This is a genomic window from Synechococcus sp. CS-603 (assembly GCF_977929215.1).
This window is the reverse complement of record NZ_OZ376778.1, coordinates 714969-739577: the sequence shown is the minus strand read 5'-3', so window position 1 is coordinate 739577 and position 24609 is coordinate 714969. Positions and strand designations below refer to the sequence as shown.

The window sequence follows — 24609 nt, the reverse complement described above, 5'->3', positions numbered from 1 at the left end:
TTCAACGAATTGAAAGGAGCTTTTGCTGATTGAAAATTCCTCAAGACTTTACTTCCATGCCCGTCTACGAATTCAGCTGCACAAGAGGATGCGAGAATTATGACGTTTGGCGCAGCATTGAAGAGCGCCAGACCAATACGCAATGCCCATCCTGTGGTGATGATGGGATCAGATTTTTTACGCCACCGATGACACTGTCTGGGGCCTTCAGGCTCAAGGTCGAGACAAAAGAGCCAAAGCTGGTTCGCAAACAAAGCCAGGAACCATCCAAGTCGCCCAGACTTCGCGAAAACACCAGCCGTCCATGGATGCTCAACCGAGGTTGCTGAACTGGATGGGCCTTACACCGTGAGGAACTCTTGGATCACATCATCCGAGAGATTCTCCGTTGGCCCATTTGACACGATTCCACCCCGTTGCATGGCGTAGTAATAGTTTGACTGCCTGACGAAGTGAAGATGTTGCTCAACAAGCAAAACACTGATTCCCGTTTCTTTCATGATGCGTTGGACTGCAATCTCAATGTCTTGAATGATGGAAGGCTGGATACCTTCAGTTGGCTCATCAAGCAAAAGCAGTTTGGGCTTCCCAAGAAGGGCTCTGGCAATGGCTAATTGCTGCTGCTGGCCGCCACTGAGGTCACCACCTTTACGTCCTAGAAATTTCTCGAGAATGGGGAAGAGGTCGAACACAATCGGATCGATGTGGCGATTCTTACTTAACCCCCCAGGCAACGCTTCCATACCCAGCAACAGATTTTCCTTGACTGTCACCTGGGGAATGATATCTCGCCCCTGGGAAACATAGCCAATCCCTGATCTGGCGCGACGATAGGGCGGTTGATCTGTAAGCGTTTGATCACCATAGAGGATCGAACCGGAACGTTGCTTCAGAAGCCCGATGATTGTTTTAAGAAATGTTGTCTTGCCAACGCCATTTCTGCCAATCAAGCAAACCATTTGGGCTTCTGGAATCGAAAGATCTACATTTCGCAGAATATGGCTTTGACCATAATAAACATTGAGATCATTGACCTTAAGAATGTTGGATGTTGTCATGGCTGGTGAGTTGACAGTCAATAGGGGTGGATCTAGTTCAGTCTTCTGTGGTGCCAAGATAGACTTCAATCACCCTTGGATCTTTCTTGACTTCATCAAGGGGACCTTCTGTGAGAAGTTGGCCTTGGTGGAGGACTGTCACATCAAAGTCGAGATCTCTGATGAACTCCATGTCATGTTCAATCACCACAACAGTATGATCACCGGCCAGTGATTTGATCAATTCAGCTGTGCGTAGGGTTTCTTCATCGGTGAGGCCAGCCACTGGCTCATCGAGAAGCAGCACTTCTGGAGCTTGGGCCACAAGGCTGGCAATGGCAAGCCACTGTTTCTGACCATGGGAGAGCGAACCCGCCTGGGTGCCGGCAAAGGGAGCCAGGCCCACGTAACTCATCAGCCGATGGACCTCATCCTTGGCCGCCATTGGCAGAGGATCAAGCATCAGGCTTAAGGCGTTCTTTCGCGGTGACACAGCCAATTCAAGGTTTCGAAGCACTGTCAGATTGTCAAAAACCCTTGGTGTTTGGAACTTTCGGCCAATGCCGTTCCTGGAGATTTTCTGCTCCGACATGCCAACCAACGATTGGCCCCTGTAGGTCACTGTTCCTTTAGTCGGACGGACCTTGCCAGTGATCACATCGAGAAACGTCGTCTTGCCAGCACCATTGGGCCCAATGATCGACTTGACCTCTCCTTTGATCAGCTTGAGAGAAAGATCGGTCAGAGCATAAAAGCCATCAAAGCTGACACTGACATCAGTCAATTCAAGAAGCGTTTCAGCCATGGCATTTAGCGTTGCGACAACGTTGAGGGGGTGGAGAGAACCTGAATTGGCAAAAGGAGGGTCATTAGTTGATCGGCAAGGTGCTTCGGCTATGAGGGCCCCTAAGCAGAAGAATCGGTTGGAGTTGTGCTGACAACCTCCTGCAGGCTTTCGATCTGCTCATCGATTTTGGGATAGGTTCGGGCTTTCTGGGCAATCCCGAAAGAAGCTAGGAAGCTGCGCAAACCGCCGCCGGTGAACCATCCGTAGATGCCATCAGGCATCAAGACGACGACAAAGATGAACAAACCCCCTTGGACGAACAACCAGAGCTCTGGCAAGGCTTCGCTCACCAAGCTCTGCAGGTAATTGACGAGAACGGCCCCAATGATCGGTCCCACGAGGGACCCCCTGCCGCCCACTGCGACCCAGATCACCATTTCAATCGAGAATGAAATCGACATGAACTGAGGCGAGACGATGCCTGTTTGGACGGTATAAAGAGCTCCTGAAACACCGCAAAGGCCACCAGCAACAATAAAAACAATGGTCTTGAAGGGAACGGGATTAAAACCAGCAAATCTAAATCTTTGCTCATCGTCCCTGATCGCAATCAAAGCATCGCCAAAACGGCCTGTCGTGAAATATCTGCAGATTAGAAAAGCAACAGGCAGCAATAATACCGTTAATCGATAAAACCAGAGCTTCATATCACTAGATCCAACCAACAGGCCGTATAATTCAGTAGTGTTGGTGGTGAGCCCGTTGGAACCATTAATTAGCTTTTGCTGGCCATTAAAGAAGTGAAAAAACACCATCAAGGCCGCTTGGGTGATGATGGAGAAATAAACACCCTTGATTCTATTTCTAAAAATCAAGTATCCAACTACTCCTGCAACCAATGCGGGGATCAGAGACAGGCAAGCCAGGGTAAGGAATGGAGAATTAAACGGCTGCCAAAAGAATGGCAACTCACTAACTCCAAAGTTCTCAAAGAATTTGGGAATCCCGTTACCGCCTTGTTGGCTCGGCGTATTCAGCGTGAGGTACATCGCCGCTGCATAACCTCCCAAGGCGAAGAAGATTCCTTGGCCAAGGCTGAGCAGACCTGTATAGCCCCAAATCAAATCAATCGCCAAGGCCGTGATGGCCAGGGCAAAATAGCGTCCAAAAAGATTCAGCCGAAAATCACTGAGAATTGCCGGAAGGACGAAAAGGGCAATGGCAAGGAGGATCCAGGGAACCAGGCGTTTGAAGAGTTTCATGGTTAACTAGTTCTCCAAGTGGATCTATGACAAAGTAAAACAGTTGGGTAGGCCAAGTAGGACTCAAGCATCGACTGAACGTCCCTTTTGAGGGAACATCCCATTCGGCTTAAACTGCAGAAAGACGATAATAAAGATGAAGACCAGAACCAACGACATACTGGTGGTGGCAAAGAATTCAACCACCCCTTTAAGCGCCGGCGGCAGGTTGGGGAAGACGATCAGGATTGAGCCCGAACCGACAACAGATTGAATGATGCCCAGCATGATTGAAGCCAGCACGGTGCCGAGCAGATTGCCAACGCCCCCAAGCACAATCACCATGAAACAGGAAACGATATAAGCCGTACCGAGGTTGGGACCCACCGAACCCAACAGCGTAATCGCAGCACCGGCGACACCGGCCAAACCAGAACCAAGCCCGAAGGTAATGCTGTCGACACGATCAGTTGGAATTCCCAAGCAATTGCTCATCTGCCTGTTCTGGGTGACCGCCCTAATCCGCAACCCCCATGCACTCTTACTGAGAAACCAGAGAACACCGATGAGCAAAAAGATTGATAGAAGAATAATGAAGACCCGAATACCAGGCAACTCAACGGTACCGATCTTGCCCCAACTGCCTTGCAGCCATTTCGGTGGGCTGACATCCAGGTTTCGAGGACCAAACCAGGGCGACGAGAGCTGCCGCACCGAAGACATGGAGTTGACAACAATCAAGCCAATGCCCAGAGAAAAAGCCCACATCAAACCATTGAGATAGGTGAAATACGGCTTATCACCAATCTTTTTGGCCATAAACTTACTTCCAATCAAACCAATCGCGACGGCCGCCAGGATGCCAATCAGCATGGACGTTGAGATGCTGCGAATCAACTGAATCAGCACCAAGCTGACACCCCAGGTGGCCAGCAATGTTTCAAGAGGCCTGCCGTAGAGCTTTCTGATCAGGGTTCGCTCCAGCAACACCCCAACCATGGCCGTGATAATGAAGGCAAGGATCAACGCCACCGGGTAATACAGTTCGAAAATCGCCGGGCCCAGGGGCTTGAACAGATTTTGAACCACAAAAGTGACATAGGCACCCAACATCATCAGCTCACCGTGGGCGAGATTGATGACACCCATCAAGCCAAAGACAATGGCCAATCCAGTAGCGGCCAAAAGCAGCACTGAGGCAATGCTGAGGCCATCTAAAATTTGAGAAAAGAAAAGTTCCACCGACGAAGACTGATAAGTGGAAGTGGGGTCGCTTCTTACAAGCGACGATGATGGTCACCTGTGTAGGGAAAATGGTGGAGAAAGCTGAGCTTCCCCCACCTGCGGCGAATCCAGTTCAAATGATTGACTGAATCCGTTACGTAGGAAGAGATCAGATTGACGCCACTGATGGCTCTACTGCTGGCTCTACTATTGGCTCCACTGAATCATTGAAGCTACCGGGCTTATCACATCCGGAACTTGCCGGCATCTGGACGATCCTGGGTCCAATCACAGGTGTAGCCCTTGGTTTCAGGCACAAACTGATTCCAGGGAAGCGGCGGGATGGCCGTGCCGCTGTCCTGGAGGATCTTGAACTGGCCGCTGGGTTCAGCTTCGCCGATCATCACCCGTTCGGAGGTGTGATGGTTCGGGAACATCTCAATTTCACCCTGGGGAGCATCGAAGGTGATGCCAATCATGGTCTCGCGGACCTTGTCGAGATCGTCGTAGGTGCCGGCTTTTTCGACGGCATTCTTCCAGAGGTAAACCATGTTGTAGGCCGACTCCGCAGGGTCGCCCACCACGCGGTCGTCACCGTAGGCGGCTTGGAAATCTTCGACGAACTTCTTGGAGGCTGGGGTGTCCAGGCTCATGAAGTAATTCCAGGCGGCGTAGGTGCCAGCTGTGAATTCAGGCCCGATCTGACGAATTTCTTCCTCAGCGATCGAGAACGACATGATCTTGTACTTCTCAGGATCAATGCCCGCAGCCTGGAACTGCTTGAAGAGGGCAACGTTGGAATCACCGTTCAAGGTGTTGATGATGATGCCGCCCTCAGGGAAGACTTCCTTGATCTTGGCGATGATGGGAGCAACCTCCGTGTTGCCGAGGGGAATATAATCTTCACCAACAACTTCACCACCAAGAGCTTTCATCTGCTCTTTGATGATCGTGTTGGCTGTTCTTGGGTAGACGTAGTCGGAACCCACCAGGTAGACCTTCTTGCCGAGGGACTCGCCGTAGGTGTCCATCAGCCACTGCACCGCAGGCTCAGCCTGCTGGTTCGGAACGGCTCCGGTGTAGAAAATATTTTTCGAACATTCCTGACCCTCATATTGAATGGGGTAGAAGAGCATGTGGTTTTCGGCCTCATACACCGGCAACATCGCCTTACGGCTTGCCGAAGTCCAACCACCAAAGACAACGTTGACGCCGTCGGAATCGATCAGTTTCTGGGATTTCTCGGCGAAGGTGGGCCAGTCTGAAGCACCATCTTCGATGACCGGAACGATCTTGTAATTCTTATCTGCGACCGTGACACCACCGGCGTCATTGATTTCTTTAATGGCCATCTCCTCAACTTCCTTGAGGGTGGTTTCAGAAATTGCCATCGTTCCACTCAGGGAGTGGAGAATTCCAACCTTGATTTCACCATCAAAGTCTGTGGTCGTTTCCGTTCCGCCACCACAGGCAGAGAGTGAAACTCCGAGAACAGTTGCGGCAAATCCTGCGAAGAGTTGTCGTTGGGAAATGGAAACCATTGGGGCTTGTTTAAAATGATGGAAACGCCGCAATGCTGTCGGCTGAGTGAACCTAGGGAGCATGCCTTTTAGGGCGTGTAGTCAAAAGCACAAATCAGCAGGGCGACAGGGCGCGCTCAAGGCAGAGATCCCGCTTCCAGCACTTGTTGGTCATGATCAGGGATGGATTTCGGTAGTTGGCGCCACAGAAAGGCCTCGACCTGCTCAAGCCCCTCGCCACTGCGCAAGTTGGTGAAGCACCAGGGTCGACCGCCACGCATGCGCTCGGTGTCGCGTTGCATCACCTCCAGGTTGGCGCCCACCATGGAGGCAAGATCGATTTTGTTGATCACCAACAGGTCGGAGCGGGTAATGCCAGGACCGCCCTTGCGCGGGATTTTGTCTCCAGCGGCTACATCGATCACATAGATGCAGAGATCCACCAGTTCGGGGCTGAAGCTGGCCGCCAGATTGTCGCCGCCGCTTTCAACCAGCACCAGATCCAGATCTGGAAATTGCTGTTCGAGCTCTTCGACCGCCGCCCGGTTGATCGAGCAGTCTTCCCGGATGGCGGTGTGGGGGCAGCCGCCGGTTTCCACCCCCCGGATCCGCTCGGGCTCCAGTGCACCAGCGCGGGTGAGGAACTGGGCATCCTCCTGGGTGTAGATGTCGTTGGTGACCACTGCCAGCTGCAGCCGCTGCCGCAGCCGCCGGCAGAGCGCTTCGACCAGAGCTGTTTTGCCGGAGCCCACCGGCCCGGCCACGCCGACACGCAATTTGCTCATGGAGGAGTCTTCAACGGTTGACGGGGTTCTAGGTGGTTGGTGCGGGGCCCTGGGTCCAAGCGGCTGCAGATTCTGAACTGCGAATTCCGGGGTCTGCAACCTTGCCCGACAGAGACCGTTCAGCTGCGGAACAGCCTTGAGTAGAGCTCCGCGTGGCCGAGCTGGGCCATCCCTAATCCAACGCCCCCGCTCCAGAGGCTGCGCGGATCAACGCCGATCAGCTCGCCGGCCCGGCGCGCCAGTGGAGCGGCCAGGGCGAGCTGAAGGCGCTGGCCCTGGGTGGGTCCGAGTGGAATCAGGCGCACCGCCGCGCTCACCTGGTTGGCCACCCAGCTGTAGAGGTAGGCCTCCAGCAACTCCAGCTGGCCCAGCTCAAGCACCAGGCCAGCCCAAGCCCAGGCCGCCGGCCAGGCGAGCCGTGGGGCGGGTGAGCTGGGTAGCGGCCAGCCCAGTTCAGCGACCAACTGCAGCAGCGACCGTCCCATCTGGCGCTGCTGGGCCCGCAGCTCCGGCGCTTCGCGCAGGGCCAGCAGCCAGCCATCGAGATCGATGAGCTCCGCCTGGGCGCTCGCCGCTGACAGCCGATCTTGCTCACGCTCCCCGTCGCGCCATCGACGCAAGGCCACCTGCAACGGGCCCAGGGCCGCCGCCTCGATCGCGATCGCACCCCGGTCGAGCTCGGCCTCCAACCAGCTGCGCAGATCGCCAGCGCTGGTGATCCGTTGGGCTTGCACCAGCACCTCCAGGCCCTCGGAATAGCTGAACGCCCCCACCGGCAAGGCCGGGCTGACCAGCTGCAGCAGCTGCAGGCGCCGGGCGCCAGGCTCAGTGGGAATGGGAATGGGAATGGGAATGGCTGGTTGCGCTGGCATAGGCGCCGGATTCGGGCTGAAACGGTGCGGTGATCCTCTCGACGACCAGGCCCCGCTGGTGCAGCAGCTCTTCGAGCACCGAGTCCTGAAGCAGTCGCAGCTGGCCCTCCTGCAGCTCCATCGCCACGTGACGGTTGCCCAGGTGATAGGCGGCCTGCAGGAGGGCCAGCGGATCGGGGCTGCGCACCTGCAGCAGCGGCTCCGGGGCCGCCTCCACGATCACCAGGGCCGAGCCCGTGGCTCCGGCCAGATATTCGCCGGGCTCCAGCGCGCCGCCGCGGGGCAACTGCAGGAGAAGGTCGCGGCCGCAGGCACTGCGGCGGTGGCCGCGAAGGCTGCTGCGCTGGTCAGCGCTGAGCGGCAGCCGCAGGGGCTCGCTGTATGGGGAAAGGGCTGAGCCAGGGCTACCGCTCACAAGGCCCAGCCGTCGTATCAACACGATCGGACTGACTGCAGACTCGCTCACGCCGGGTTCGCTGACAACGGAGCTGCTCCACGGGCTGAGCATCACCTAAGCCAGCGCTCTGGCGGCCAATGGTGCCCGTTGCTACTGGCGCGCACCGAACTGGCGCTGACGATCGCCCCGATGACCGCCCTTCCCCCACCGGCTCTGGCCACCACCAACACCAAGGCCTCGCCCCCCTGGCGCGGTTCGGCGCTGTTGCGCTTCGAGGCCAGCGGCGAAGCGAACGGTCGTACCAGCCATCAGGGCGGAACCACCGCACCACTGAAGATTCAGAAGGCCTTTGCCCTCAGCGACGGCCGCTGCGAACTGCCCCTGCTGCACACCGCCGGCGGACTGGTGGGGGGCGATGAGCTGTCGATCCAGGCGGAGCTGGCCGCCGGCAGCCGCGCCCTGATCACCAGCGTGGCGGCCCAGAAGGTCTATGGCTCGGTCGGGCGTTCGCGGCTGGCGCCCGAGGGTCGCTGGACGCGGCAGGAGCTGCGCTTTGCGCTGCAGCCGGGCGCGGATCTGGAGTGGCTGCCCCAGGAACTGGTGATGTTTGCCGGCGGACTGTTCGAGCAGTCGTGCCGGGTGGAGCTGGCCGCGGGCGCCAGCTGGCTGGGGGCTGAAGTGGTGCGGCTGGGCCGCAGCGCCGACGCCGAAACCCTCGGCAGCGGGTGCTGGCGCTCGTTGCTGGAGGTGCGCCGTGAGGGACGCTGGAGTGTGGCCGACCGAATCGAGCTGGGCGGCGACAGCCTGATGGGCGGCCATGGCCTCGGCGGCCACCCGGTGTTCGGCAGTTTGGTCTGGGCCGCGCCGGCGCCGGTTCCCGAAGCGCTGCTGGAGCTCTGCCGCGCCGACCGAGCCGGGCTCGACGGGGAGATGGTCTGCGGCCGCCTCGATCAGGGCCTGGTGGCCCGCTACCGGGGCCCTTCCAGCCAGGCGGCCCGCTTCTGGTTCACAAGGATCTGGGCCCGGATTCGGGCCGAGCGCGGCCTGCCGGCACCGGTTCTGCCCCGGGTGTGGCCATTCCAGGAGGCGCCATGGCTTGATGGCTCAGGCGGCTCTTTCAGTCCGGTCTGATGACTCCTTGCCGCTGCTCTTGGGTGCAACCGCGATGGCGATCTTCCCCTGGACCTGGCGCTGCTCAAGCGCCGTGATGGCCTCGGGAACCTCTGTGAGGCCACAGCGGCGATCGATGAACGGCACGATCTTGCCGGACTCGAGCAGATCCGCCAGGGTCTGCAGATCGGCCGGATTGGGGTTCGAGGCCAACACGCCGACCCGGCGACGGCTGGTTCGGGAGATCCAGGGACCCTGCCAGAGCATCACCTGGAAAAAGCGTGCCGTCGAGCCACCGACCAGCACGTAAGTGCCGTCAGGAGTAAGTGCAGGCAGAACTTGTGCGAGGGGGCCATAGGCCGCTGTATCGAGGATCAGGTCATAACGGTGGTTGCCGGCGCTGAAATCCGCGCCGGCCAAATCGATTACGTGGTCAGCGCCGATGGAGCGCACCATGGCCATCTTGTGGGCGCTGCAGGCGCCGGTGACCTCAGCCCCGAAGGCCTTGGCGATCTGTACGGCGAACGAGCCCACCCCACCGGCGGCCCCAAGAATCAACACGTGCTGTCCCGCCTGGAGCTGGCCCTGGTCGCGCAGGCCCTGCAGGGCTGCCAAACCGGAGCAGGCCACGGTGCCGGCGGCCTCGAAAGAGATCGTGGCGGGCTTGAGCGTCAGGGCGTCTTCGGTGGCACGGGCGTACTCGGCAAAGGTGCCAAAGCCGCACACCGAGAGATCACCGAACACCGCGTCGCCGACCTGAAATCGGCCGACCCCCTTGCCAATGGCCTCGACGGTTCCGGCGACATCACAGCCGAGTGTTCGGAACTTCGGTCGGCGCAGGCCCCCGAAAAACAGCCGAATCACCAGAAACGGCTTGCCACGCATCAGATGCCAGTCGCCGGCATGGACGGAGGTGGCGCGAACCCTGATCAGCAGATCCTTGTCACCGATGGCGGGCTTCTCAACCGTCTGGAGCGAGAGGACGTCTGCGGAGCCGTAGACGTCTTGGGTGATGGCCCGCATGGTGGTCGTGGCCGGGCCCGGATTCGACATCAACGCTGCTCACTTACACCGTAAGCGAAGCATACGCCGTAAGGTTTGTGCCTTTACTGGATCGGATTGGCAGCGGGGAACCTGGCTGAAGCGAACCCTTCGATGCCGATCGCCCGACGTCCCCTCAGTAGGGAGCGGGTGCTGGCGGCTGCGCTGGAGATCGCCGATCAGGGGGGGCTCGCGGCCCTCTCGATGCGCAAGCTCGCCGAGGCGCTGGGGGTCAAGGCGATGTCGCTCTACAACCACGTGGCCAACCGGGACGCGATCATCGACGGCCTCGTTGAGATCGTGGTCAGCGAGATCGCCCTGCCGGAGATCGGCGGCGACTGGAAGGCCGCGATGCGGCAACGGGCGCTATCGGCCCATCGGGCCCTGCTACGCCACCCCTGGGCCGCCCTGGCGATTCTCTCGCGGCTGAACACCGGGCCGGCCATGCTCCGCTCCATCGATGCCACCCTCGGATGCCTGGTGGCGGCGGGTTTCTCCCTGGAGCAGGCCGATCACGGCTGGAACGCCGTCGACAGCCACATTTACGGCTTCACCCTGCAGGAGATCAATTTTCCGATCGAGGCTCAGGACTACGCCGCGATGGCCTCCTCTTTCCTGCCCCAGCTTCCCGTCGATCGTTTTCCCCACTTGAACGCGCTGAGCCGCCAGGTGATCGAGTGCCGCTACGACGGGCTTCATGCCTTCAGCTTCGGACTTGAGTTCATCCTTGATGGGCTGGAGCGCTCCCTTGGCCCAGCAGCGCCGCCGGAATCCTCAGGCTGATGCTTGTTGTGAAACGACTGGCTGCTGAGGCCAGCGCCGCATCACCACAAGCCCCAGCGTCACCAGCACCGCTGGGATCAAGCCGATGCAGAGGCGGATCATCGCCACGGCCGTGGCGGGCTGATCCTCGGCGAGCCCGGCCACATAACCGCTCCAGCTCAGCAGGTTGCCTAGCAGAAACACCGAGAGGGCACTGCCCAGCTTCTGGGTCATCACCATCCAGGCGGTGAACAGCCCGGCGGGGCGCTCCGGATCGGCATCGATCGCATCGGGCAGCAACGACCAGGGCAGCAGGTAGGCGGTGGCGGCCCCCAGGCCGAGCAGCAGCACCACCAGCACCAGCAACGCGAACCTGAGGCTGTTGCCACCAGGAGCCAACGGTGCCGCGGTGGCATCGAGCGGCACCAGCAGCATGGCCAGCACACCCATGGCGATCCAGAGTCCACCGCCCCAGCGCAGGGCCACCAGCCGTCCACGCCGCGCCGCCAACCGGCTCCACAACTCCAGGCCGGCCATGGCACTCAATTGGAAAGGAATCAGCATCCAGGTGCTCCAAGACTGGGGCAGATGCATCACCTCAGAGAGATAAAGCAACGACACCGGCTGCATCAATTGCAGCGCTCCCCAGAGCAGCAGATACAACCCCACCACGCGCAGGAAGCGGCCATTGCGCCGGATGCGCCCCAACTGGGCTGTGATCGGCTCGGGTCGCCCCGATGGCCGGCGGCAGACCCGGGCCGCGGGGGCCAGGCCCCAGGCCGAGAGCAGGGTGCCCACCACCGCGACCGCTCCGGCGGCCGCCCCCATCGCCAGGTAGCCCGGGGCGCCGTAGCCCACCAGCAGGGCGCCAAGCAGCAGGCCCACCAGGCTGCTGAGAATCGAGCCGGTGAAGCGGGCCGCGTTGAGGCGGGTGCGCAGCTTGGTGTCTTCGGTGAGCTCGGTGGCAAGGGCGCAATAGGGCAGGTTCACGCCGGTGTAGGCGGCCATGAACACCACCGAACTGAGCACGAACCAACCGAAACGCAGCAGTTCACCACCCGGCGGGAACCACCACATCAGCGCCATGCTCAACCCGAGCGGCAGCGCACTCCAGATCATCCAGGGAACGCGCGGGCCGAGGCGCGATCGGGTGCGATCGCTGAGCCAGCCCATCAGCTGATCGTTGATGGCATCCCAGAGCCGGCCCACCATCAGCACTAGGCCCGCCAGCCAGGGCGGCAGCCCGGCGATCTGGGTATAGAACACAAATAAATAGAAGCCGATCAGCGCCGCAGCCATGCCGGTGCCGGCATCACCGATGCCGTAGGCGACCACCGTGCGGTGACGCAGGGCCGACGGCAAGGCCAGCAGATCCATCGGCTCGGCCATGGCGGTGCAGCGGCTCAGACTCTGAGCATGTTGGTCTGCCCCCGGTGCCGGAAGCGGGCTGGGCCAAGGCGGCAGGATTTCGGTGGCTTGTGATGGACTAAGTCCAGCCCTAAGCTAAAAAATCATCCAGTCATGCCGGCATGGAACAGCCTGCCCCACAGCTGGGGCCTCTGGCGCCCCCACCCCCGCAGCGCCTACCAGGCCGGTTGCGCAACCAAGGGCCACTGAGCCAACCCAACGCCCTGCTGGAGCCCATGGAGGCTGAAGAGCTTGCAGCCTGGGACGAACTCCTCGGGCTACCTGCTCGACAGCCATGTGCTGCTCTGGTGGTGGTTCGATCCTGAACGGCTCTCTTCAGCCGTGCAGGCGCTGCTCGTGGATCCCACCAGCCAGATCCTGGTGAGTGCTGCCTCTGTCTGGGAACTGAGCCTCAAGCACCACCGCGGCAAGCTGCCCGAACTGGAAGGCTCCATCGCTGACCTGCAGGGCCTGCTGCAGGCCGATGGCTTCGGGGGCCTGCCGATCACAGCGGCCCACGGGCTGAGGGCAGGGGCCTACCCCCAGCCTCACAGGGATCCCTTTGATCGCGTCCTCGCTGCCCAGGCCAAACTGGATCGCTTGGTGCTGCTCTCCGCCGATCCACAGCTCTCCACCTTTCCCTGTCAGACCCTCTGGTGACGTCGCTTGGCTCCAGATCACAGGCCGTTGGATGAGACGATCCTCCCAGAGTGTCTACGAGTTGAAGTTCGCCAACCTGACTCCCAAGAGAGACCCCATTGATGTGGAGTGCGAACTCCCCACCGTCTCTTTCGTAGCCAATTGGGCCTCTCAACCAGCACCGTCTGAACGTTCCTGCTGAACCTGCCCGGACGCCTGGCCACTGCCAGAGTGTCGCTGGTCGTTTCCACCCATGCATCTCACTCCCCAGGAGAAAGACAAGCTCCTGATCGTCACGGCTGCCCTGCTGGCGGAGCGCCGCTTGCTGCGGGGCCTGCGCCTCAACTACCCAGAAGCGGTGGCCTGGCTGAGCTTCCAGGTGCTGGAGGGGGCGCGGGATGGCAAATCCGTGGCTGAGCTGATGAGTGAGGGCACCACCTGGCTGCGCCGCGACCAGGTGATGGAGGGGATCCCTGAGCTGATCAGCGAGGTGCAGATGGAAGCCACCTTCCCTGACGGCACCAAGCTGGTCACCCTGCACGACCCGATCCGTTGAACACCCCCGCCCCCGATGACCCCCTGATTCCCGGCGAGCTGTTCAGCGAGCCCGGCAGCCACACCCTCAACGCAGGCCGGCCGGTCACCACCCTGGCGGTGGCCAACCGCGGTGACCGGCCGGTGCAGGTGGGCTCCCACTTCCACTTCCATGAGGCCAACAGCGCCCTGCAGTTCGATCGGGAGGCCGCCCGCGGCCAGCGGCTGGACATCCCCGCCGGCACAGCGATCCGGTTTGAACCGGGGGACGAACGGGAGGTGCATCTGGTGCCCCTGGCCGGCCGGCGCCATGTCTACGGCTTCAACGGCCTGGTGAACGGTCCGCTCGACTGAATCTGCTCGCCCAACCCTTTCAGCACCGAACCTCTCCGCACCACACCTTTCCCCAACAGACCCATGCCCTATCGGATGGATCGGCGGGCCTACGCCGAAACCTATGGCCCCACCACCGGCGACCGGCTGCGGCTGGCCGATACCGAGCTGATCCTGGAGGTGGAGAAGGATTTCACCACCTATGGCGAGGAGGTGAAGTTCGGCGGCGGCAAGGTGATCCGCGACGGCATGGGCCAGGCACAGACCACCCGCGCCGCTGGCGCCGTCGACACGGTGATCACCAACGCCCTGATCCTCGATTGGTGGGGGGTGGTCAAGGCCGACATCGGCCTGCGCGACGGCCGCATCTGCGCGATCGGCAAGGCGGGCAATCCCGACATCACCGATGGCGTCACGATCGTCATCGGGCCCGGCACCGAGGCGATCGCTGGCGAGGGTCACATCCTCACCGCCGGAGCCCTCGACACCCACATCCACTTCATCTGCCCGCAGCAGATCGAAACCGCCTTGGCTTCCGGGGTCACCACCCTGCTGGGCGGCGGCACCGGCCCGGCCACCGGCAGCAACGCCACCACCTGCACCCCCGGCGCCTTCCACATGGGCCGCATGCTGCAGGCGGCCGAAGGTCTGCCGGTGAACCTGGGCTTCTTCGGCAAGGGCAACGCCAGCACCCCCGAAGCCCTCGAAGAGCAGATTCGAGCCGGCGCCTGCACCCTCAAACTCCACGAAGACTGGGGCACCACCCCCGCCGCCATCGACTGCTGTTTAACAGTGGCCGACAAGTTCGATATTCAGGTCTGCATCCACTCCGACACCCTCAACGAAGCGGGCTTTGTTGAAGACACGATCCGGGCAATCGGCGGTCGCACCATCCACACCTTTCACACCGAGGGGGCCGGCGGCGGCCACGCCCCCGACATCATCCGGGTCTGCGGCGAGGCCAACGTGCTGCCCAGCTCCACCAACCCCACGCGCCCCTACACCCGCAACACGCTCGAGGAACACCTCGACATGCTGATGGTGTGCCACCACCTGGATCCTTCAATCCCCGAAGACGTGGCCTTCGCTGAATCACGCATCCGCCGTGAAACGATCGCCGCTGAAGACATCCTCCACGACCTCGGCGCCTTCAGCATCATCGCCAGCGATTCCCAGGCCATGGGCCGGGTGGGTGAAGTGATCACCCGCACCTTCCAGACGGCCCACAAGATGAAGGTGCAGCGGGGCCATCTCCCCGAAGATGCCGCCAATCCCCGCGGCGCCCGCAACGACAATCACCGCCTCAAGCGCTATATCGCCAAGGTCACGATCAATCCAGCGATTGTTCACGGAATCGATAGCCAAGTGGGGTCGGTGGAAGTGGGCAAACTGGCCGATCTTGTGCTCTGGAAGCCGGGCTTCTTCGGCGTCAAGCCAGAGCTGGTGATCAAGGGGGGCTCGATTGTCTGGGCGCAGATGGGTGATGCCAATGCCTCGATTCCCACCCCGGGCCCCGTGCATGGCCGGCCGATGTTTGCCGCCTACGGGGCAGCACTCGCCCCCAGCTGCCTCACCTTCTTGAGCCAGGCCGCCCTCGACGACGACCTGCCGCGCAAACTGGGCCTGAAGCGGCCCTGCGTGCCGGTGGTGCACTGCCGCGATATCGGCAAGGCAGACATGCGCAACAACAGCGCCCTGCCCAAGGTGGAGGTGGACCCGCAGACCTACGAGGTGTTCGGCGACGGCGAATTGCTCACCTGCGAACCAGCCGATGTGCTGCCGATGGCCCAGCGCTACTTCCTGCTCTGAGTCCAGGCAGGGTGGGGCTATTCGTAGCAACCGGCACGGGCTATTGCGCGTTAGGAAGAGATGATTGAAAGGCCGCATAATGGCGGTTGCTCAGCAGCATAAAAACCTGCTTGTTTCCATCCCTTCTGTACGCCGCTCTACTCATTTTATGGCCCACTCGTTTGCCTCAGCTTCGCCAGGCCCCAGCCTCACCGCCACCCTGATGGCCGCCAAGAAAGCCAAGGGCCTCAGCTTTGCTGACCTGGAAGCGGCCATGGGTCTCGATGAGGTCTGGATTGCCTCGTTGTTCTATGGCCAGGCCGCAGCTTCAGCGGCGGAGGCCGAACAACTGGCTGGCCTGCTGGATCTCTCAGCGGAGATTGCCGAAGCCCTGCAGGCCTACCCCACCAAAGGCTGCCTGGATCCGGTGCTGCCCACCGATCCCTTGATCTATCGCTTCTACGAGATCATGCAGGTGTACGGCTTGCCGCTCAAAGATGTGATTCAAGAGAAATTCGGCGATGGCATCATGAGCGCCATCGACTTCACCCTCAATGTGGAAAAAATCGAAGACCCCGGCGGCGCTCGCGTCCAGGTCAGCATGTGTGGCAAGTTCCTGCCCTACAAGAAGTGGTAATCGCCGCCAGGTGATCAGACCCGGTTCTTTTCGCCAATAAAAAACCCAGCCAGAGGCTGGGTTTCGGCCACTCACGAAGAGTAGCCACTTATCGAGAGAGTGCTGGATCAGCGAGCACCAAGCTCGGCAGCCAATTCACGCTCCAGCCGTTCATCATGCTTCAGCGGCAACACATTGCTGATGGGTGAACGGTGCGTGCTGTAGAAGAGCATGCCGATGAACACCATGCCGCCCACAATGTTGCCCAGAGTGACGGGAAGATAATTCCAGAAGACGATCTGGGCGAAGCCCACGCCAGAACCCAGCAAAGGGCCGGTGGTGTGCAGGAACATATTCACCACAATGTGCTCCATACCCAGGGCTTGGAAGGCGGTGATCGGTAGCCAGCAGGCCATGATCTTGCCTGGAACGCTCTTGCTCACCAGCGCCAGGGTGACCCCAAGACAAACCAACCAGTTGGCAATCACGCCACGAAGAAAGGCAAGAAAAAAGCCAAGAAGGCCCAGATCTTGATACTTGGTAATCACATTGGCCTTGTTCAGGCCGATGATTTTGTTGGCGACCTCCACCCAGTCACCGGAGCCTGTGGCCAGGTCTGCGGTGCCACCACTGGTGAGGCTGATGGCAAAGAGAATGCCGACCAGGCCGGTGCCAAGGAAATTACCGATCCACACCCAGATCCAGTTGCGGAAGGTTTTGCTCCAGGTGGTCCGGCCTGCCCAGACCGCCATCGGCAGCAGGGCAAAGTTTCCAGTCACCAACTCCATACCGAACAGCACGATGCTGGCGAATCCGAACGGGAAGATGAACGAGCCGATCCAGGGAATGCCCGTCTGAACCATGATCGTGAGGGCCAGGCACAACGCCAGGCCGAGGGCGGATCCGGAATAAAACCCGCGCAACAACAGATTCTTAATACTGACGCTGGATTTCTTGCCGCCGGCGGCAATCATGCCGTCGACGAGTTCATTCGGTAAGACGTAATCCATTGGAGGAAGGTAAGCCTGGAAAAGGGTGTGGGACAGAAGCGCGTATCAGATTTTGAATCAGGCCTGGGATTCGAGCCTGACGTTCGCAAAAAGAGAAGACATCAGCCGCTAATTCGATTCATCAACCTGCTGAATGGATCAAGCCGTTTCCGTGAAGGCTGCGTTTCAGGGGTATCTGCGCCCAGGGCGCTGAACCAATTGAGGAGCCGCGACATCGGGTCAGAAGCTTGCTTGGAAGGGATGGAAGCCATAAAAACTCAATGCAAAAATAGTTGGACGAGATTCGCTGAGATACAGCGGCAGCAGGGACCTGAGCGGACCCAAGATGCCAAGCAACGCAAATCATTCAAACGGCTGAATCGTGCTGGCCAAAGCAACGACGCAACAAAAGCTTGCGGGTCAATGCCTAGAAGGACACAGAGCCCAAGCGTTTCACGCGTGGAAGTCAATGTGCGGGCGTCAGGAGCCGATTGGCCCCATAACAAAGTTGCACCCGCAGATATTGACCCAAAAAGAAAATGAAGCAGCCAAGGCTGACTCATTCACTCAATTATTAGAACAGGGGCGAGTCTTCCTGCCTGTAGCTCGTGTTACCAACCACCCCGATCCCGGCTCGGTAGCCGCCCCATGTGGTCATCTGCTCACGCAGCGGGAGCGCTTAAGGCAGGCAGAGGAGCAAATCCAGCAGGCACGCGCGCAGTGCGGGGCGCTGCAGCAGGGGCTCAGCACACCAATCGGGCAAGGCCTCAGTGAGGCGATTGCTGGCCAGCACCAACGGCAGCACAACGGGGCGGTCTGAAGGGTCTTCAAGCAGCGAGCGCCCTGCATCGGAATCCGGCGCGCTGTAGGGCGTGGGCAGGCAGGTGGCGCCGCAGAACGGGCCGAGGTGGGCCAGATAGCGCCCGGCCAGGGAGCTCCGAAGCGGGTGATGCAGCAGCAGTGGCAGCAGCGGCCCGTCGTCGCCAGCGGATGGCTCGCTGGCCGCCACCAGGGCGCACACTTCCTGGCGCAGGGCCTGCTGCCAGAGGGGCCAGGCCCCCAGGAAGGGCAAGCGGATCACTGGGCCGCTGCTACGCCAGCGGGCGGCCAGCGCCGGCACATCGCCGCAGACGTGACTGCCAGGCAGCAGCAGCAGTGGCATCAGGCTCAGGGGCTGGCCCTCAGCGGCCTGGCGGAGCGGTTCGGGAACGGGCAAGGCCGCTGCCGTCAGAGCCTGGAGCAGCACCGGCGAGCGACGCAGGCTTTGTAACTCGGCGCGCAGGACCTCCAGCTCGGGCGGGATCAGCCCACCACTGCGGCCGTGCACCACCAGGACAAGGGGATTGGCCGGCAAGGCCGCAAGCCGGCGTTGCCGGCGCCGTTGCACCGAAGGCTCCAGGGCTGCGGGCGCCAGGCCCGCGAGCGCCCGCCTGGGCTGGGGCAAGCGGGCCAGCAGATCCAGCGCAGGGGCGGCCAGGGAAGGCTGCAGACCCGTAACCAGCTGGCGCAACAGGGCGCGCAGCGCAGGCAGGGGCCAGCTGGAGAGTCCGACAGCCAGCCCCTCAAGGGCCGCCTGACGGCAGCGCAACGGCTGCGGACCCAGCAGCCAGCTCGATAACAACGCAAAGTCGGCCGGATCGCGCTGATGACCGAGCAGGGGCAGCAGCCAGGGCGCCCGCCCGACCCCATCGGCGGCCAAAGCCTGGCGCAAGCGGGCCGCCAGGGCGGGACCGCGGTGCTGACCGATCACCTGCAGCACGGCGGGATCCCTGGAGCCGCCCCTCAACCAGCCGTCCAGCAGCCGCAGCGCCGCCGCGGCGTCGAGGCGCGGGGCCAGGGCGGCGATCAGGTCGGCATCGAGCGACAGGGCTCCGGTTTCGATCGCCTGCAACCAGGCCTCCAGGGGCACATCGCTGCTGCGCCGCAGCCGCTGCAGCCAGGGCCAGCGCTGCGCAGACTCCGGGCCCGGCAAGGCGGCCGGCAACAGGCTTGTCTCAGGCGTGCAGGCCACGCCGTCCTCGCAGGTGATGGGGTTCCACGATGGCAGCCTCGCCAGCCAGCGGCCTCAGCCGCCGGCCAGCTTCCGCCGGGCACCGAAGTGCTCCACCAGCAGCTCCTCCATCACATCGGGGAGTTCGCTCAGGGGCACCCCTTTGTGGTGCAGCTCGGCCAACCGGGGTTCGGCGCCCATGGCACCGCCAAGGAAGATCTTCACCGCCTCCACCATCTCGCCGTCTTTGCGGGCCTTGGCGCCCATCAGGCCGATCTGACCCATGTAGGGCTGGCCACAGGCGTTGGGGCAGCCGGTCCAGTGGGTACGCACCGATTCAGGCAGGTCAACCCGTCGCTCCAGCTCCTCCACCAGCGCCTGGGCGGTGCCTTTGGTTGGGATCAGGGCAAAGCTGCAGTAGGCGCTGCCGGTGCAGCTCACGGCTTCGGCCTGCAGGGCGCCGGGGTCGGGGCGGAAGCGCTGCAGGAGCGGCTCCGCCTCCAGCGCCTGGCGGCGAGCCAGCGGAACATCGGGCAGAAGGGCGTTCTGGGCCTCGGTGAGCCTGAGCTCGCCGCTGCCATAGCGGCGGGCCAGGCCGGCCAGGGCCAGCATCGACTCCCCATCCAGTCGGCCCATCGGCACGTGGAGCCCGAGCCAGCCGAGCCCCTCCTGCGCCTGTGGATTCCAGCCCAGGCCATCGCGGGGGGCCCGATCCACCAGGTGGCGGCCGTCGTGGGGCTGGATCCGGGCCTCAGCCGGGGCACCGGCCTGCTCGCCATACACCTCCAGAACCGCCGCCCGATAGGCCTCCAGGCCGAACTCGTCGATCAGATACATCAGCCGGCTCTTGTTGCGCAGCTTGCGGTTGCCGCACTGCTCGAAATGGCGCAGCACCGCCAGGGCGAAATCGGGCAGCTGGTCGGCCTCCAGCCAGAGCCCGAGGGGGATGGCCAGTTCATTGCGCTGGGCGGAGAAGAAGCCCCCCACCATCACGGTGAAGCCGAGCCGGCCGTCGTGATGGGCCGGCAGGAAGGCCAGGTCGTTGTGGAGCAGGAAGCTGTCGGGAGCACCGCCGACGGCCACGTTGAACTTGCGGGGCAGGTTGCGCGGGCCATCGGCGCAGAACAGGCGATCCTGGATGGCCTGCACCAGCGGGCGGGTGTCGACGATCTCCTCGGGGTCGATCCCGGCCAGAGGGTTGCCGGTGATGTTGCGGGGGTTGTCATGGCCGGATTGGCGGCTGGTGAGGCCGAGCCGCTCCATGGCGTCCAACAACGGCGGCATGTCTTCAAACAGCAGCCCCCGCAGCTGCAGGTTCTGGCGGGTGGTGATGTCAGCGCTGCCGTGCTCACCGCAACGATCGATCGCTTCACCCAGCAGTTCCAGCTGCTCGGCGGTGATCACCCCGTTGGGAAGCCGCAAGCGCAGCATGAAGCGGCCGGGTGTGACCGGCCGAAAAAAGATCCCCAACCACTTGAGGCGAATGGTGAGGGTGGCCTCATCGAGGGCCTCCCAGCCATTGCGGGCCAGCTGGGGCAAGCGGGGCAGGAGGTCGAGGCCGCAGAGGTCAGCCTTGGCCTGCTCCACCTTGGTCAGCGTCGCTGGCAGATGTTCTGAAGCCGGAGGGGAAGCGGAAGTCATGGCGATACAAACGGCACGCCCAACAGGCACACCCGAACAACGTGGGAAAAATGGCGTGACGGCGCTAATCACGCAGCGGCAAACCCAATGGAGCCAAAGCTCAAGGTGCCAGCGAATTCAGCACCGGTAGATCCAGCAACAGCGGCGCCTGCAGCCGGGCCCCAGCAGAGGTGGAACCGCAAACAGCCGGCTGACGCCAATGAGAGGTGCGTCGCCTGGGGAATGGTCAACAAGGCCCTGAAGGGCCGGCCCAATCGTCGAGAGCCGCTTTGATCATGCAGGGCAGGGCTGCCAGGCGGTGTCGTGATCGTTACGGCTCTGAACACACAGCCGGGGGATCGATCACCAACCCGAGTTGAATCAGTAGCAACGATCACTGGGGCTGTCAATGACGCTCTTCATGATCTCCATCTGCCCAAGGCTGATCGATGTTCACCGAGTATCTGCCACGCAAGGGATATGACGAGTACTTCACCGCAACGGCCGAGCCCCGGGCCGCACTCAAACCCCTGCTCTCCTCCCTGGGCCAGCTCGGCATCGAGGAGATCAACCGCAACCACGTGGCCGCCGGTCTGCTGCTCAAGCGGCTCGGGGCCACGTTCCGGCTCAACGGCTCCGGCGAGGATGGCGGCGAGCGCATCCTTCCCTTTGATCCCCTGCCCCGCCTGATCCGCTCCGGCGACTGGCAGCGCCTGGAACGGGGCCTGATCCAGCGGCTCGAAGCGATCGATCACTTCCTCGCCGATGTCTACGGCGACCAGGCCATCCTCAAGGACGGGGTCGTTCCCCGCAGCGATGTCGAGAGCTCCCATGGCTGGCGGCCGCAGATGCGGGGCTTCAAGCCGCCGCTCGGGCGCTGGTGCCATGTGTCCGGTCTCGACCTGATCCGTGATGGACAGGGCACCTGGCGGGTGCTGGAAGACAACCTGCGCTGCCCATCGGGCGTGGCTTACTTCCTGGAAAACCGGCGGGTGATGAAGCGGATGTTCCCGAGCCTGTTCGCCGGGCCCACCGTCCAGCCGATCGACGACTACCCCTCCCACCTGCTCCAGACCCTGCACAAGCTCGCCCCCTGGACCGACACCCCCAAGGTGGTGCTGCTCACGCCAGGGGTGTTCAACAGCGCCTACTTCGAGCACAGTTTCCTGGCCCAGCAGATGGGCATCCAGCTGGTGGAGGGCCGGGATCTGGTCTGTGAGAACAACCGGGTCTGGATGCGCAGCACCGCCGGCCTGGAGCTGGTGGATGTGATCTACCGGCGCATCGACGACGATTTCCTTGACCCAGCCGTGTTCCGCTCCGATTCGATGCTGGGGGTGCGCGGGCTGATGGAGGTCTACGCCGCCGGCCGGGTGGCGATTGCCAATGCCCCCGGCACCGGCGTGGCCGACGACAAGCTGATCTATGCCTATGTGCCGGAGATGATCCGCTACTACCTCGACGAGGAGCCGATCATCGAAAACGTGCCCACCTACATCTGCGCGCGGGCTGAAGACAGGGCCTACGTGCTGGCCCACCTCAAGGATCTGGTGGTCAAATCCGTCGGTGAAGCGGGCGGCTACGGCATGCTGATCGGCCCCCATGCCTCCGCCGAGGAGATCCAGCTCTTTGCTGAGAAGATTCAGGCCGATCCACGTAATTTCATTGCGCAACCCACCCTGGAACTTTCAACGGTGCCCTCGCTGAGTGAAGGTGAGCTCTACCCCTGTCACGTGGATCTCAGGCCCTATGTGCTGCGCGGCAAGGGCGCCTGGGTCAGCCCCGGCGGCCTCACCCGTGTCGCCCTGCGGCGCGGTTCACTGGTGGTGAACTCCTCCCAGGGCGGGGGCTGCAAGGACACCTGGATCGTGGATGAAGCCACATGCTGAGCCGCGTCGCCGACTCCCTTTATTGGATCAACCGCTATATCGAGCGAGCGGAAAACCTGTCGCGCTTCCTTGAGGTCAGCGAAGCCATGGCCCTCGACTGCCCGCCGGGCAGCGCCGAGCCCTGGCTGCCCCTGATCGATGCCAGCGACGATCGTGAGCTCTTCGACGAGCTCTGTCCGCAGGGCCGCCCCAGCGACGTGGTGGGCTTTTTGATCAACCACCCGGAGAACCCCAGCAGCATCGTCAACTGCATCGCCTCGGCCCGGGAGAACGCCCGTCAGATCCGCGAGGTGATCACCTCCGAGATGTGGGAGCAGCTCAACGACATCTATCTCACCATTCACGAAAGCGACCAGTTCTGGCAGCAGCCAGCCCAGGAGCAACTGCACCAGATCCGCTACGCCTGCCAGCTGTTCTATGGCATCACCGATGCAACGCTCAGCCGTGATCTCTCCTGGCAATTCAGCAAACTGGGCCGATTGGTCGAGCGCGCCGAAAAGACAAGCCGGATTCTCGATGTCAAGTATTTTCTGTTGTTGCCAGCCGCCGAGGTGGTCGGCGGTGTGGTCGATGAGCTGCAGTGGATCTCGCTGTTGCGCTCCGCCGGCGCCTACCAGATGTTCCGGCAGTCGCAGCAGAAGGCCATCGCCCCCAAGGCCGTGGCGTCTTTCCTCCTGCTCGACCCGATTTTTCCCCGCTCCGTGCGCTATTGCCTGGAGGGAATCAACAAATCCCTGCGGGTGATTCGCGGCAACCCCGTGCCAGGTCCACCCGACGACCTGGAATGCCTGAGTGGCCTGATGCTCGCCAATTGGAGCTATGTGCGCATCGATGAGTTGGTCGGTCGGGGCCTGCATGAGGCGATCGATCACTTCCAGAGCGATCTCAACACCCTGCATGAACGCATCGACGAGCGTTATTTCGTCACCAGCCAACCGGCGCCGGCCACTGCCTCGATGCCGTCCGATTTCAGTGGCGACACGTCCAATGGCGACACTGGGGCCGAATCCGCCGTTGTCGCTGCGAGCTCCACCCTCCCCACCGCTCCCACGTCCCAGGCATGCGCGCCCGCATAACCCACACCCTCACCTATCGCTACAGCGCGCCGGTGCTGCTGGGACCCCATCGCCTCTGCATGAAGCCGCGCGCCCATGGTTTTCAGCGGCTGCTGGCCTTTGATCTGGCCTTCTCCCCCGATCCCCACGGCCTGCATCCGTTGATCGCCGCCAGTGGTGACGACATCCTGCGCGCCCATTTCCTCGGCTCCACCGACTGCCTTGAGGTCCGGGCGATCAGCGAAGTGGAAACCCAGGTGGCTCCCTTGCTGCAGGCCTGCCTGGCCCTGAACGAACCGGAACTGCCCTATCCCGTGGGCCAGTTGAACGGGGATCTGATGGGCAGCCTGGAGGGTTGGCTGCCCAACGGACAGCACGAGCCGGCGGCGGTGGAACTGGCCCAGGAAGCACTGATGGGAAGCGATCAGCGCGCCCTGATGTTTCTGCAGCAACTGGTCGAAATGATTCAGGACCGGGTCAAGTACACACAACGGCACACCGGTCCGGCCTGGCCGGCCGGACGCACCCTCAAGGAACGGGTGGGGTCCTGCCGGGACCTGGCGGTGCTGATGATCGAAGCCTGCCGCTGCGTCGGGCTGCCGGCGCGGTTCGTCAGTGGCTACCACCTGGTGGAGCCGAAACCGGAGCGCTACGACCTGCACGCCTGGGCAGAGGTGTACCTGCCGGGTGCTGGCTGGCGGGGCTTCGATCCCAGCGGCATGGGGGCCATCGACGATCGCTACATCCCACTGGCCACCTCCTCGAAATCCACCCTTACCGCCGCGATCTCCGGCTCGTTCAGCGGGCCATTGGGTGTGGAGAGCGAGCTGAGTTGGTTGATCGAAGCGGAAATGCTTGACGCCGTACCGACGCTGCCGAACCTGCTGCACTTCTGAGCAAAACCCAAACCAAAGCCTGAGGGCCATCCATCCTCAACAGGAATCGGTAACCGTTGGAGCAGCATTGATCACCC

Annotated in this window: 24 protein-coding genes; 11 read left to right on the top strand and 13 right to left on the bottom strand. The window is 61.9% G+C overall.

From position 1 onward, the window contains the following. Positions 1-56 precede the first annotated feature (56 nt). Positions 57-329: an FmdB family zinc ribbon protein gene (locus ACXMDM_RS03865; protein ID WP_071800675.1), complete on the top strand. Its 273-nt coding sequence runs from the start codon at positions 57-59 to the stop codon at positions 327-329. Positions 330-341: 12 nt separating this feature from the next. Here ACXMDM_RS03865 and urtE read toward each other — a convergent pair whose 3' ends face one another. The 8 genes from urtE to ureE form a co-directional block, all read right to left on the bottom strand. Continuing rightward, positions 342-1058 (bottom strand): urea ABC transporter ATP-binding subunit UrtE, encoded by a 717-nt coding sequence (urtE, locus tag ACXMDM_RS03860; protein ID WP_259723290.1) that lies wholly within the window; start codon positions 1056-1058, stop codon positions 342-344. Between the two features lie 37 nt (positions 1059-1095). After that, complete coding sequence (urtD, locus tag ACXMDM_RS03855; protein WP_071800673.1) at positions 1096-1842, bottom strand: urea ABC transporter ATP-binding protein UrtD; 747 nt, start codon at positions 1840-1842, stop codon at positions 1096-1098. A 101-nt stretch (positions 1843-1943) separates the two neighbouring features. Continuing rightward, entirely contained in the window at positions 1944-3086 is a 1143-nt protein-coding gene (urtC, locus tag ACXMDM_RS03850) for an urea ABC transporter permease subunit UrtC (RefSeq protein ID WP_071800672.1), read from the bottom strand. A gap of 63 nt (positions 3087-3149) precedes the next feature. Then, positions 3150-4307: an ABC transporter permease subunit gene (locus tag ACXMDM_RS03845; RefSeq protein WP_071800671.1), complete on the bottom strand. Its 1158-nt coding sequence runs from the start codon at positions 4305-4307 to the stop codon at positions 3150-3152. A gap of 227 nt (positions 4308-4534) precedes the next feature. After that, the gene (gene urtA / locus ACXMDM_RS03840; RefSeq protein WP_071800670.1) at positions 4535-5830 is read right to left on the bottom strand and encodes an urea ABC transporter substrate-binding protein; all 1296 of its coding nucleotides are present in this window, start codon (positions 5828-5830) and stop codon (positions 4535-4537) included. A gap of 116 nt (positions 5831-5946) precedes the next feature. Beyond that, positions 5947-6594, bottom strand: a complete 648-nt coding sequence (gene ureG, locus ACXMDM_RS03835; RefSeq protein WP_071800669.1) for an urease accessory protein UreG — start codon at positions 6592-6594, stop codon at positions 5947-5949. 119 nt (positions 6595-6713) lie between these two features. Continuing rightward, positions 6714-7466 carry an urease accessory protein UreF gene (locus tag ACXMDM_RS03830; RefSeq protein WP_083544451.1) on the bottom strand — a complete coding sequence of 251 codons (753 nt, stop codon included), beginning with the start codon at positions 7464-7466 and terminating at the stop codon, positions 6714-6716. After that, positions 7420-7974 carry an urease accessory protein UreE gene (ureE, locus tag ACXMDM_RS03825; RefSeq protein ID WP_083544450.1) on the bottom strand — a complete coding sequence of 185 codons (555 nt, stop codon included), beginning with the start codon at positions 7972-7974 and terminating at the stop codon, positions 7420-7422. The genes ACXMDM_RS03830 and ureE overlap by 47 nt, the downstream gene beginning before the upstream one ends. A 78-nt stretch (positions 7975-8052) precedes the next feature. Between ureE and ACXMDM_RS03820 the strand changes: the two genes are divergently transcribed. Beyond that, positions 8053-8994 carry an urease accessory protein UreD gene (locus ACXMDM_RS03820; protein ID WP_071802065.1) on the top strand — a complete coding sequence of 314 codons (942 nt, stop codon included), beginning with the start codon at positions 8053-8055 and terminating at the stop codon, positions 8992-8994. On the opposite strand, the gene ACXMDM_RS03815 is transcribed toward ACXMDM_RS03820, so the two are convergent. Next, the gene (locus ACXMDM_RS03815; protein ID WP_233831198.1) at positions 8968-10026 is read right to left on the bottom strand and encodes an NAD(P)-dependent alcohol dehydrogenase; all 1059 of its coding nucleotides are present in this window, start codon (positions 10024-10026) and stop codon (positions 8968-8970) included. The genes ACXMDM_RS03820 and ACXMDM_RS03815 overlap by 27 nt on opposite strands. Positions 10027-10128: 102 nt before the next feature. Here ACXMDM_RS03815 and ACXMDM_RS03810 point away from each other — a divergent pair, with 102 nt between their 5' ends. Further along, positions 10129-10797 carry a TetR/AcrR family transcriptional regulator C-terminal domain-containing protein gene (locus ACXMDM_RS03810; RefSeq protein WP_071800668.1) on the top strand — a complete coding sequence of 223 codons (669 nt, stop codon included), beginning with the start codon at positions 10129-10131 and terminating at the stop codon, positions 10795-10797. Here the strand turns inward: ACXMDM_RS03810 and ACXMDM_RS03805 are convergent. After that, a complete protein-coding gene (locus ACXMDM_RS03805; protein WP_071800667.1) occupies positions 10789-12165 on the bottom strand; it encodes an MFS transporter in 1377 nt (458 codons plus the stop codon). The genes ACXMDM_RS03810 and ACXMDM_RS03805 overlap by 9 nt on opposite strands. A gap of 270 nt (positions 12166-12435) precedes the next feature. On the opposite strand from ACXMDM_RS03805, the gene ACXMDM_RS03800 reads away from it, so the two are divergent. From ACXMDM_RS03800 to cynS, 5 genes are all read left to right on the top strand, one after another. After that, positions 12436-12843 carry a type II toxin-antitoxin system VapC family toxin gene (locus ACXMDM_RS03800; RefSeq protein ID WP_071800666.1) on the top strand — a complete coding sequence of 136 codons (408 nt, stop codon included), beginning with the start codon at positions 12436-12438 and terminating at the stop codon, positions 12841-12843. Between the two features lie 232 nt (positions 12844-13075). Beyond that, complete coding sequence (locus ACXMDM_RS03795; protein ID WP_071800665.1) at positions 13076-13378, top strand: urease subunit gamma; 303 nt, start codon at positions 13076-13078, stop codon at positions 13376-13378. Next, entirely contained in the window at positions 13375-13710 is a 336-nt protein-coding gene (locus ACXMDM_RS03790; RefSeq protein WP_499570117.1) for an urease subunit beta, read from the top strand. The genes ACXMDM_RS03795 and ACXMDM_RS03790 overlap by 4 nt, the downstream gene beginning before the upstream one ends. A gap of 63 nt (positions 13711-13773) precedes the next feature. Beyond that, entirely contained in the window at positions 13774-15498 is a 1725-nt protein-coding gene (gene ureC / locus ACXMDM_RS03785) for an urease subunit alpha (RefSeq protein WP_071800663.1), read from the top strand. A 148-nt stretch (positions 15499-15646) separates the two neighbouring features. Beyond that, positions 15647-16114: a cyanase gene (gene cynS, locus ACXMDM_RS03780; protein WP_071800662.1), complete on the top strand. Its 468-nt coding sequence runs from the start codon at positions 15647-15649 to the stop codon at positions 16112-16114. 107 nt (positions 16115-16221) lie between these two features. On the opposite strand, the gene ACXMDM_RS03775 is transcribed toward cynS, so the two are convergent. The 3 genes from ACXMDM_RS03775 to ACXMDM_RS03765 form a co-directional block, all read right to left on the bottom strand. Beyond that, positions 16222-17103, bottom strand: a complete 882-nt coding sequence (locus ACXMDM_RS03775) for a formate/nitrite transporter family protein (RefSeq protein ID WP_071800661.1) — start codon at positions 17101-17103, stop codon at positions 16222-16224. 658 nt (positions 17104-17761) lie between these two features. Further along, positions 17762-19093: a hypothetical protein gene (locus ACXMDM_RS03770; RefSeq protein WP_233831196.1), complete on the bottom strand. Its 1332-nt coding sequence runs from the start codon at positions 19091-19093 to the stop codon at positions 17762-17764. A 54-nt stretch (positions 19094-19147) separates the two neighbouring features. Further along, positions 19148-20713 (bottom strand): ferredoxin--nitrite reductase, encoded by a 1566-nt coding sequence (locus tag ACXMDM_RS03765; protein WP_071800660.1) that lies wholly within the window; start codon positions 20711-20713, stop codon positions 19148-19150. Positions 20714-21141: 428 nt separating this feature from the next. Here ACXMDM_RS03765 and ACXMDM_RS03760 point away from each other — a divergent pair, with 428 nt between their 5' ends. The 3 genes from ACXMDM_RS03760 to ACXMDM_RS03750 are packed head-to-tail and all read left to right on the top strand — an operon-like array spanning position 21142 to position 24532. Next, positions 21142-22581: a circularly permuted type 2 ATP-grasp protein gene (locus tag ACXMDM_RS03760; RefSeq protein WP_071800659.1), complete on the top strand. Its 1440-nt coding sequence runs from the start codon at positions 21142-21144 to the stop codon at positions 22579-22581. Continuing rightward, positions 22575-23657, top strand: a complete 1083-nt coding sequence (locus ACXMDM_RS03755; RefSeq protein ID WP_071800658.1) for an alpha-E domain-containing protein — start codon at positions 22575-22577, stop codon at positions 23655-23657. The genes ACXMDM_RS03760 and ACXMDM_RS03755 overlap by 7 nt, the downstream gene beginning before the upstream one ends. Beyond that, positions 23642-24532: a transglutaminase family protein gene (locus ACXMDM_RS03750; RefSeq protein WP_071800657.1), complete on the top strand. Its 891-nt coding sequence runs from the start codon at positions 23642-23644 to the stop codon at positions 24530-24532. The genes ACXMDM_RS03755 and ACXMDM_RS03750 overlap by 16 nt, the downstream gene beginning before the upstream one ends. Positions 24533-24609 lie beyond the last annotated feature (77 nt).

Excerpts from the sequence above, each read along its gene's own strand:
- ACXMDM_RS03865 (WP_071800675.1), top strand. The coding sequence starts at position 57 with ATGCCCGTCTACGAATTCAGCTGCACAAGAGGATGCGAGAATTATGAC.
- urtE (WP_259723290.1), bottom strand. The coding sequence starts at position 1,058 with ATGACAACATCCAACATTCTTAAGGTCAATGATCTCAATGTTTATTAT.
- urtD (WP_071800673.1), bottom strand. The coding sequence starts at position 1,842 with ATGGCTGAAACGCTTCTTGAATTGACTGATGTCAGTGTCAGCTTTGAT.
- urtC (WP_071800672.1), bottom strand. The coding sequence starts at position 3,086 with ATGAAACTCTTCAAACGCCTGGTTCCCTGGATCCTCCTTGCCATTGCC.
- urtA (WP_071800670.1), bottom strand. The coding sequence starts at position 5,830 with ATGGTTTCCATTTCCCAACGACAACTCTTCGCAGGATTTGCCGCAACT.
- ureG (WP_071800669.1), bottom strand. The coding sequence starts at position 6,594 with ATGAGCAAATTGCGTGTCGGCGTGGCCGGGCCGGTGGGCTCCGGCAAA.
- ACXMDM_RS03830 (WP_083544451.1), bottom strand. The coding sequence starts at position 7,466 with ATGCCAGCGCAACCAGCCATTCCCATTCCCATTCCCATTCCCACTGAG.
- ureE (WP_083544450.1), bottom strand. The coding sequence starts at position 7,974 with ATGCTCAGCCCGTGGAGCAGCTCCGTTGTCAGCGAACCCGGCGTGAGC.
- ACXMDM_RS03820 (WP_071802065.1), top strand. The coding sequence starts at position 8,053 with ATGACCGCCCTTCCCCCACCGGCTCTGGCCACCACCAACACCAAGGCC.
- ACXMDM_RS03815 (WP_233831198.1), bottom strand. The coding sequence starts at position 10,026 with ATGTCGAATCCGGGCCCGGCCACGACCACCATGCGGGCCATCACCCAA.
- ACXMDM_RS03810 (WP_071800668.1), top strand. The coding sequence starts at position 10,129 with ATGCCGATCGCCCGACGTCCCCTCAGTAGGGAGCGGGTGCTGGCGGCT.
- ACXMDM_RS03805 (WP_071800667.1), bottom strand. The coding sequence starts at position 12,165 with ATGGCCGAGCCGATGGATCTGCTGGCCTTGCCGTCGGCCCTGCGTCAC.
- ACXMDM_RS03795 (WP_071800665.1), top strand. The coding sequence starts at position 13,076 with ATGCATCTCACTCCCCAGGAGAAAGACAAGCTCCTGATCGTCACGGCT.
- ureC (WP_071800663.1), top strand. The coding sequence starts at position 13,774 with ATGCCCTATCGGATGGATCGGCGGGCCTACGCCGAAACCTATGGCCCC.
- cynS (WP_071800662.1), top strand. The coding sequence starts at position 15,647 with ATGGCCCACTCGTTTGCCTCAGCTTCGCCAGGCCCCAGCCTCACCGCC.
- ACXMDM_RS03775 (WP_071800661.1), bottom strand. The coding sequence starts at position 17,103 with ATGGATTACGTCTTACCGAATGAACTCGTCGACGGCATGATTGCCGCC.
- ACXMDM_RS03765 (WP_071800660.1), bottom strand. The coding sequence starts at position 20,713 with ATGACTTCCGCTTCCCCTCCGGCTTCAGAACATCTGCCAGCGACGCTG.
- ACXMDM_RS03760 (WP_071800659.1), top strand. The coding sequence starts at position 21,142 with ATGTTCACCGAGTATCTGCCACGCAAGGGATATGACGAGTACTTCACC.
- ACXMDM_RS03755 (WP_071800658.1), top strand. The coding sequence starts at position 22,575 with ATGCTGAGCCGCGTCGCCGACTCCCTTTATTGGATCAACCGCTATATC.
- ACXMDM_RS03750 (WP_071800657.1), top strand. The coding sequence starts at position 23,642 with ATGCGCGCCCGCATAACCCACACCCTCACCTATCGCTACAGCGCGCCG.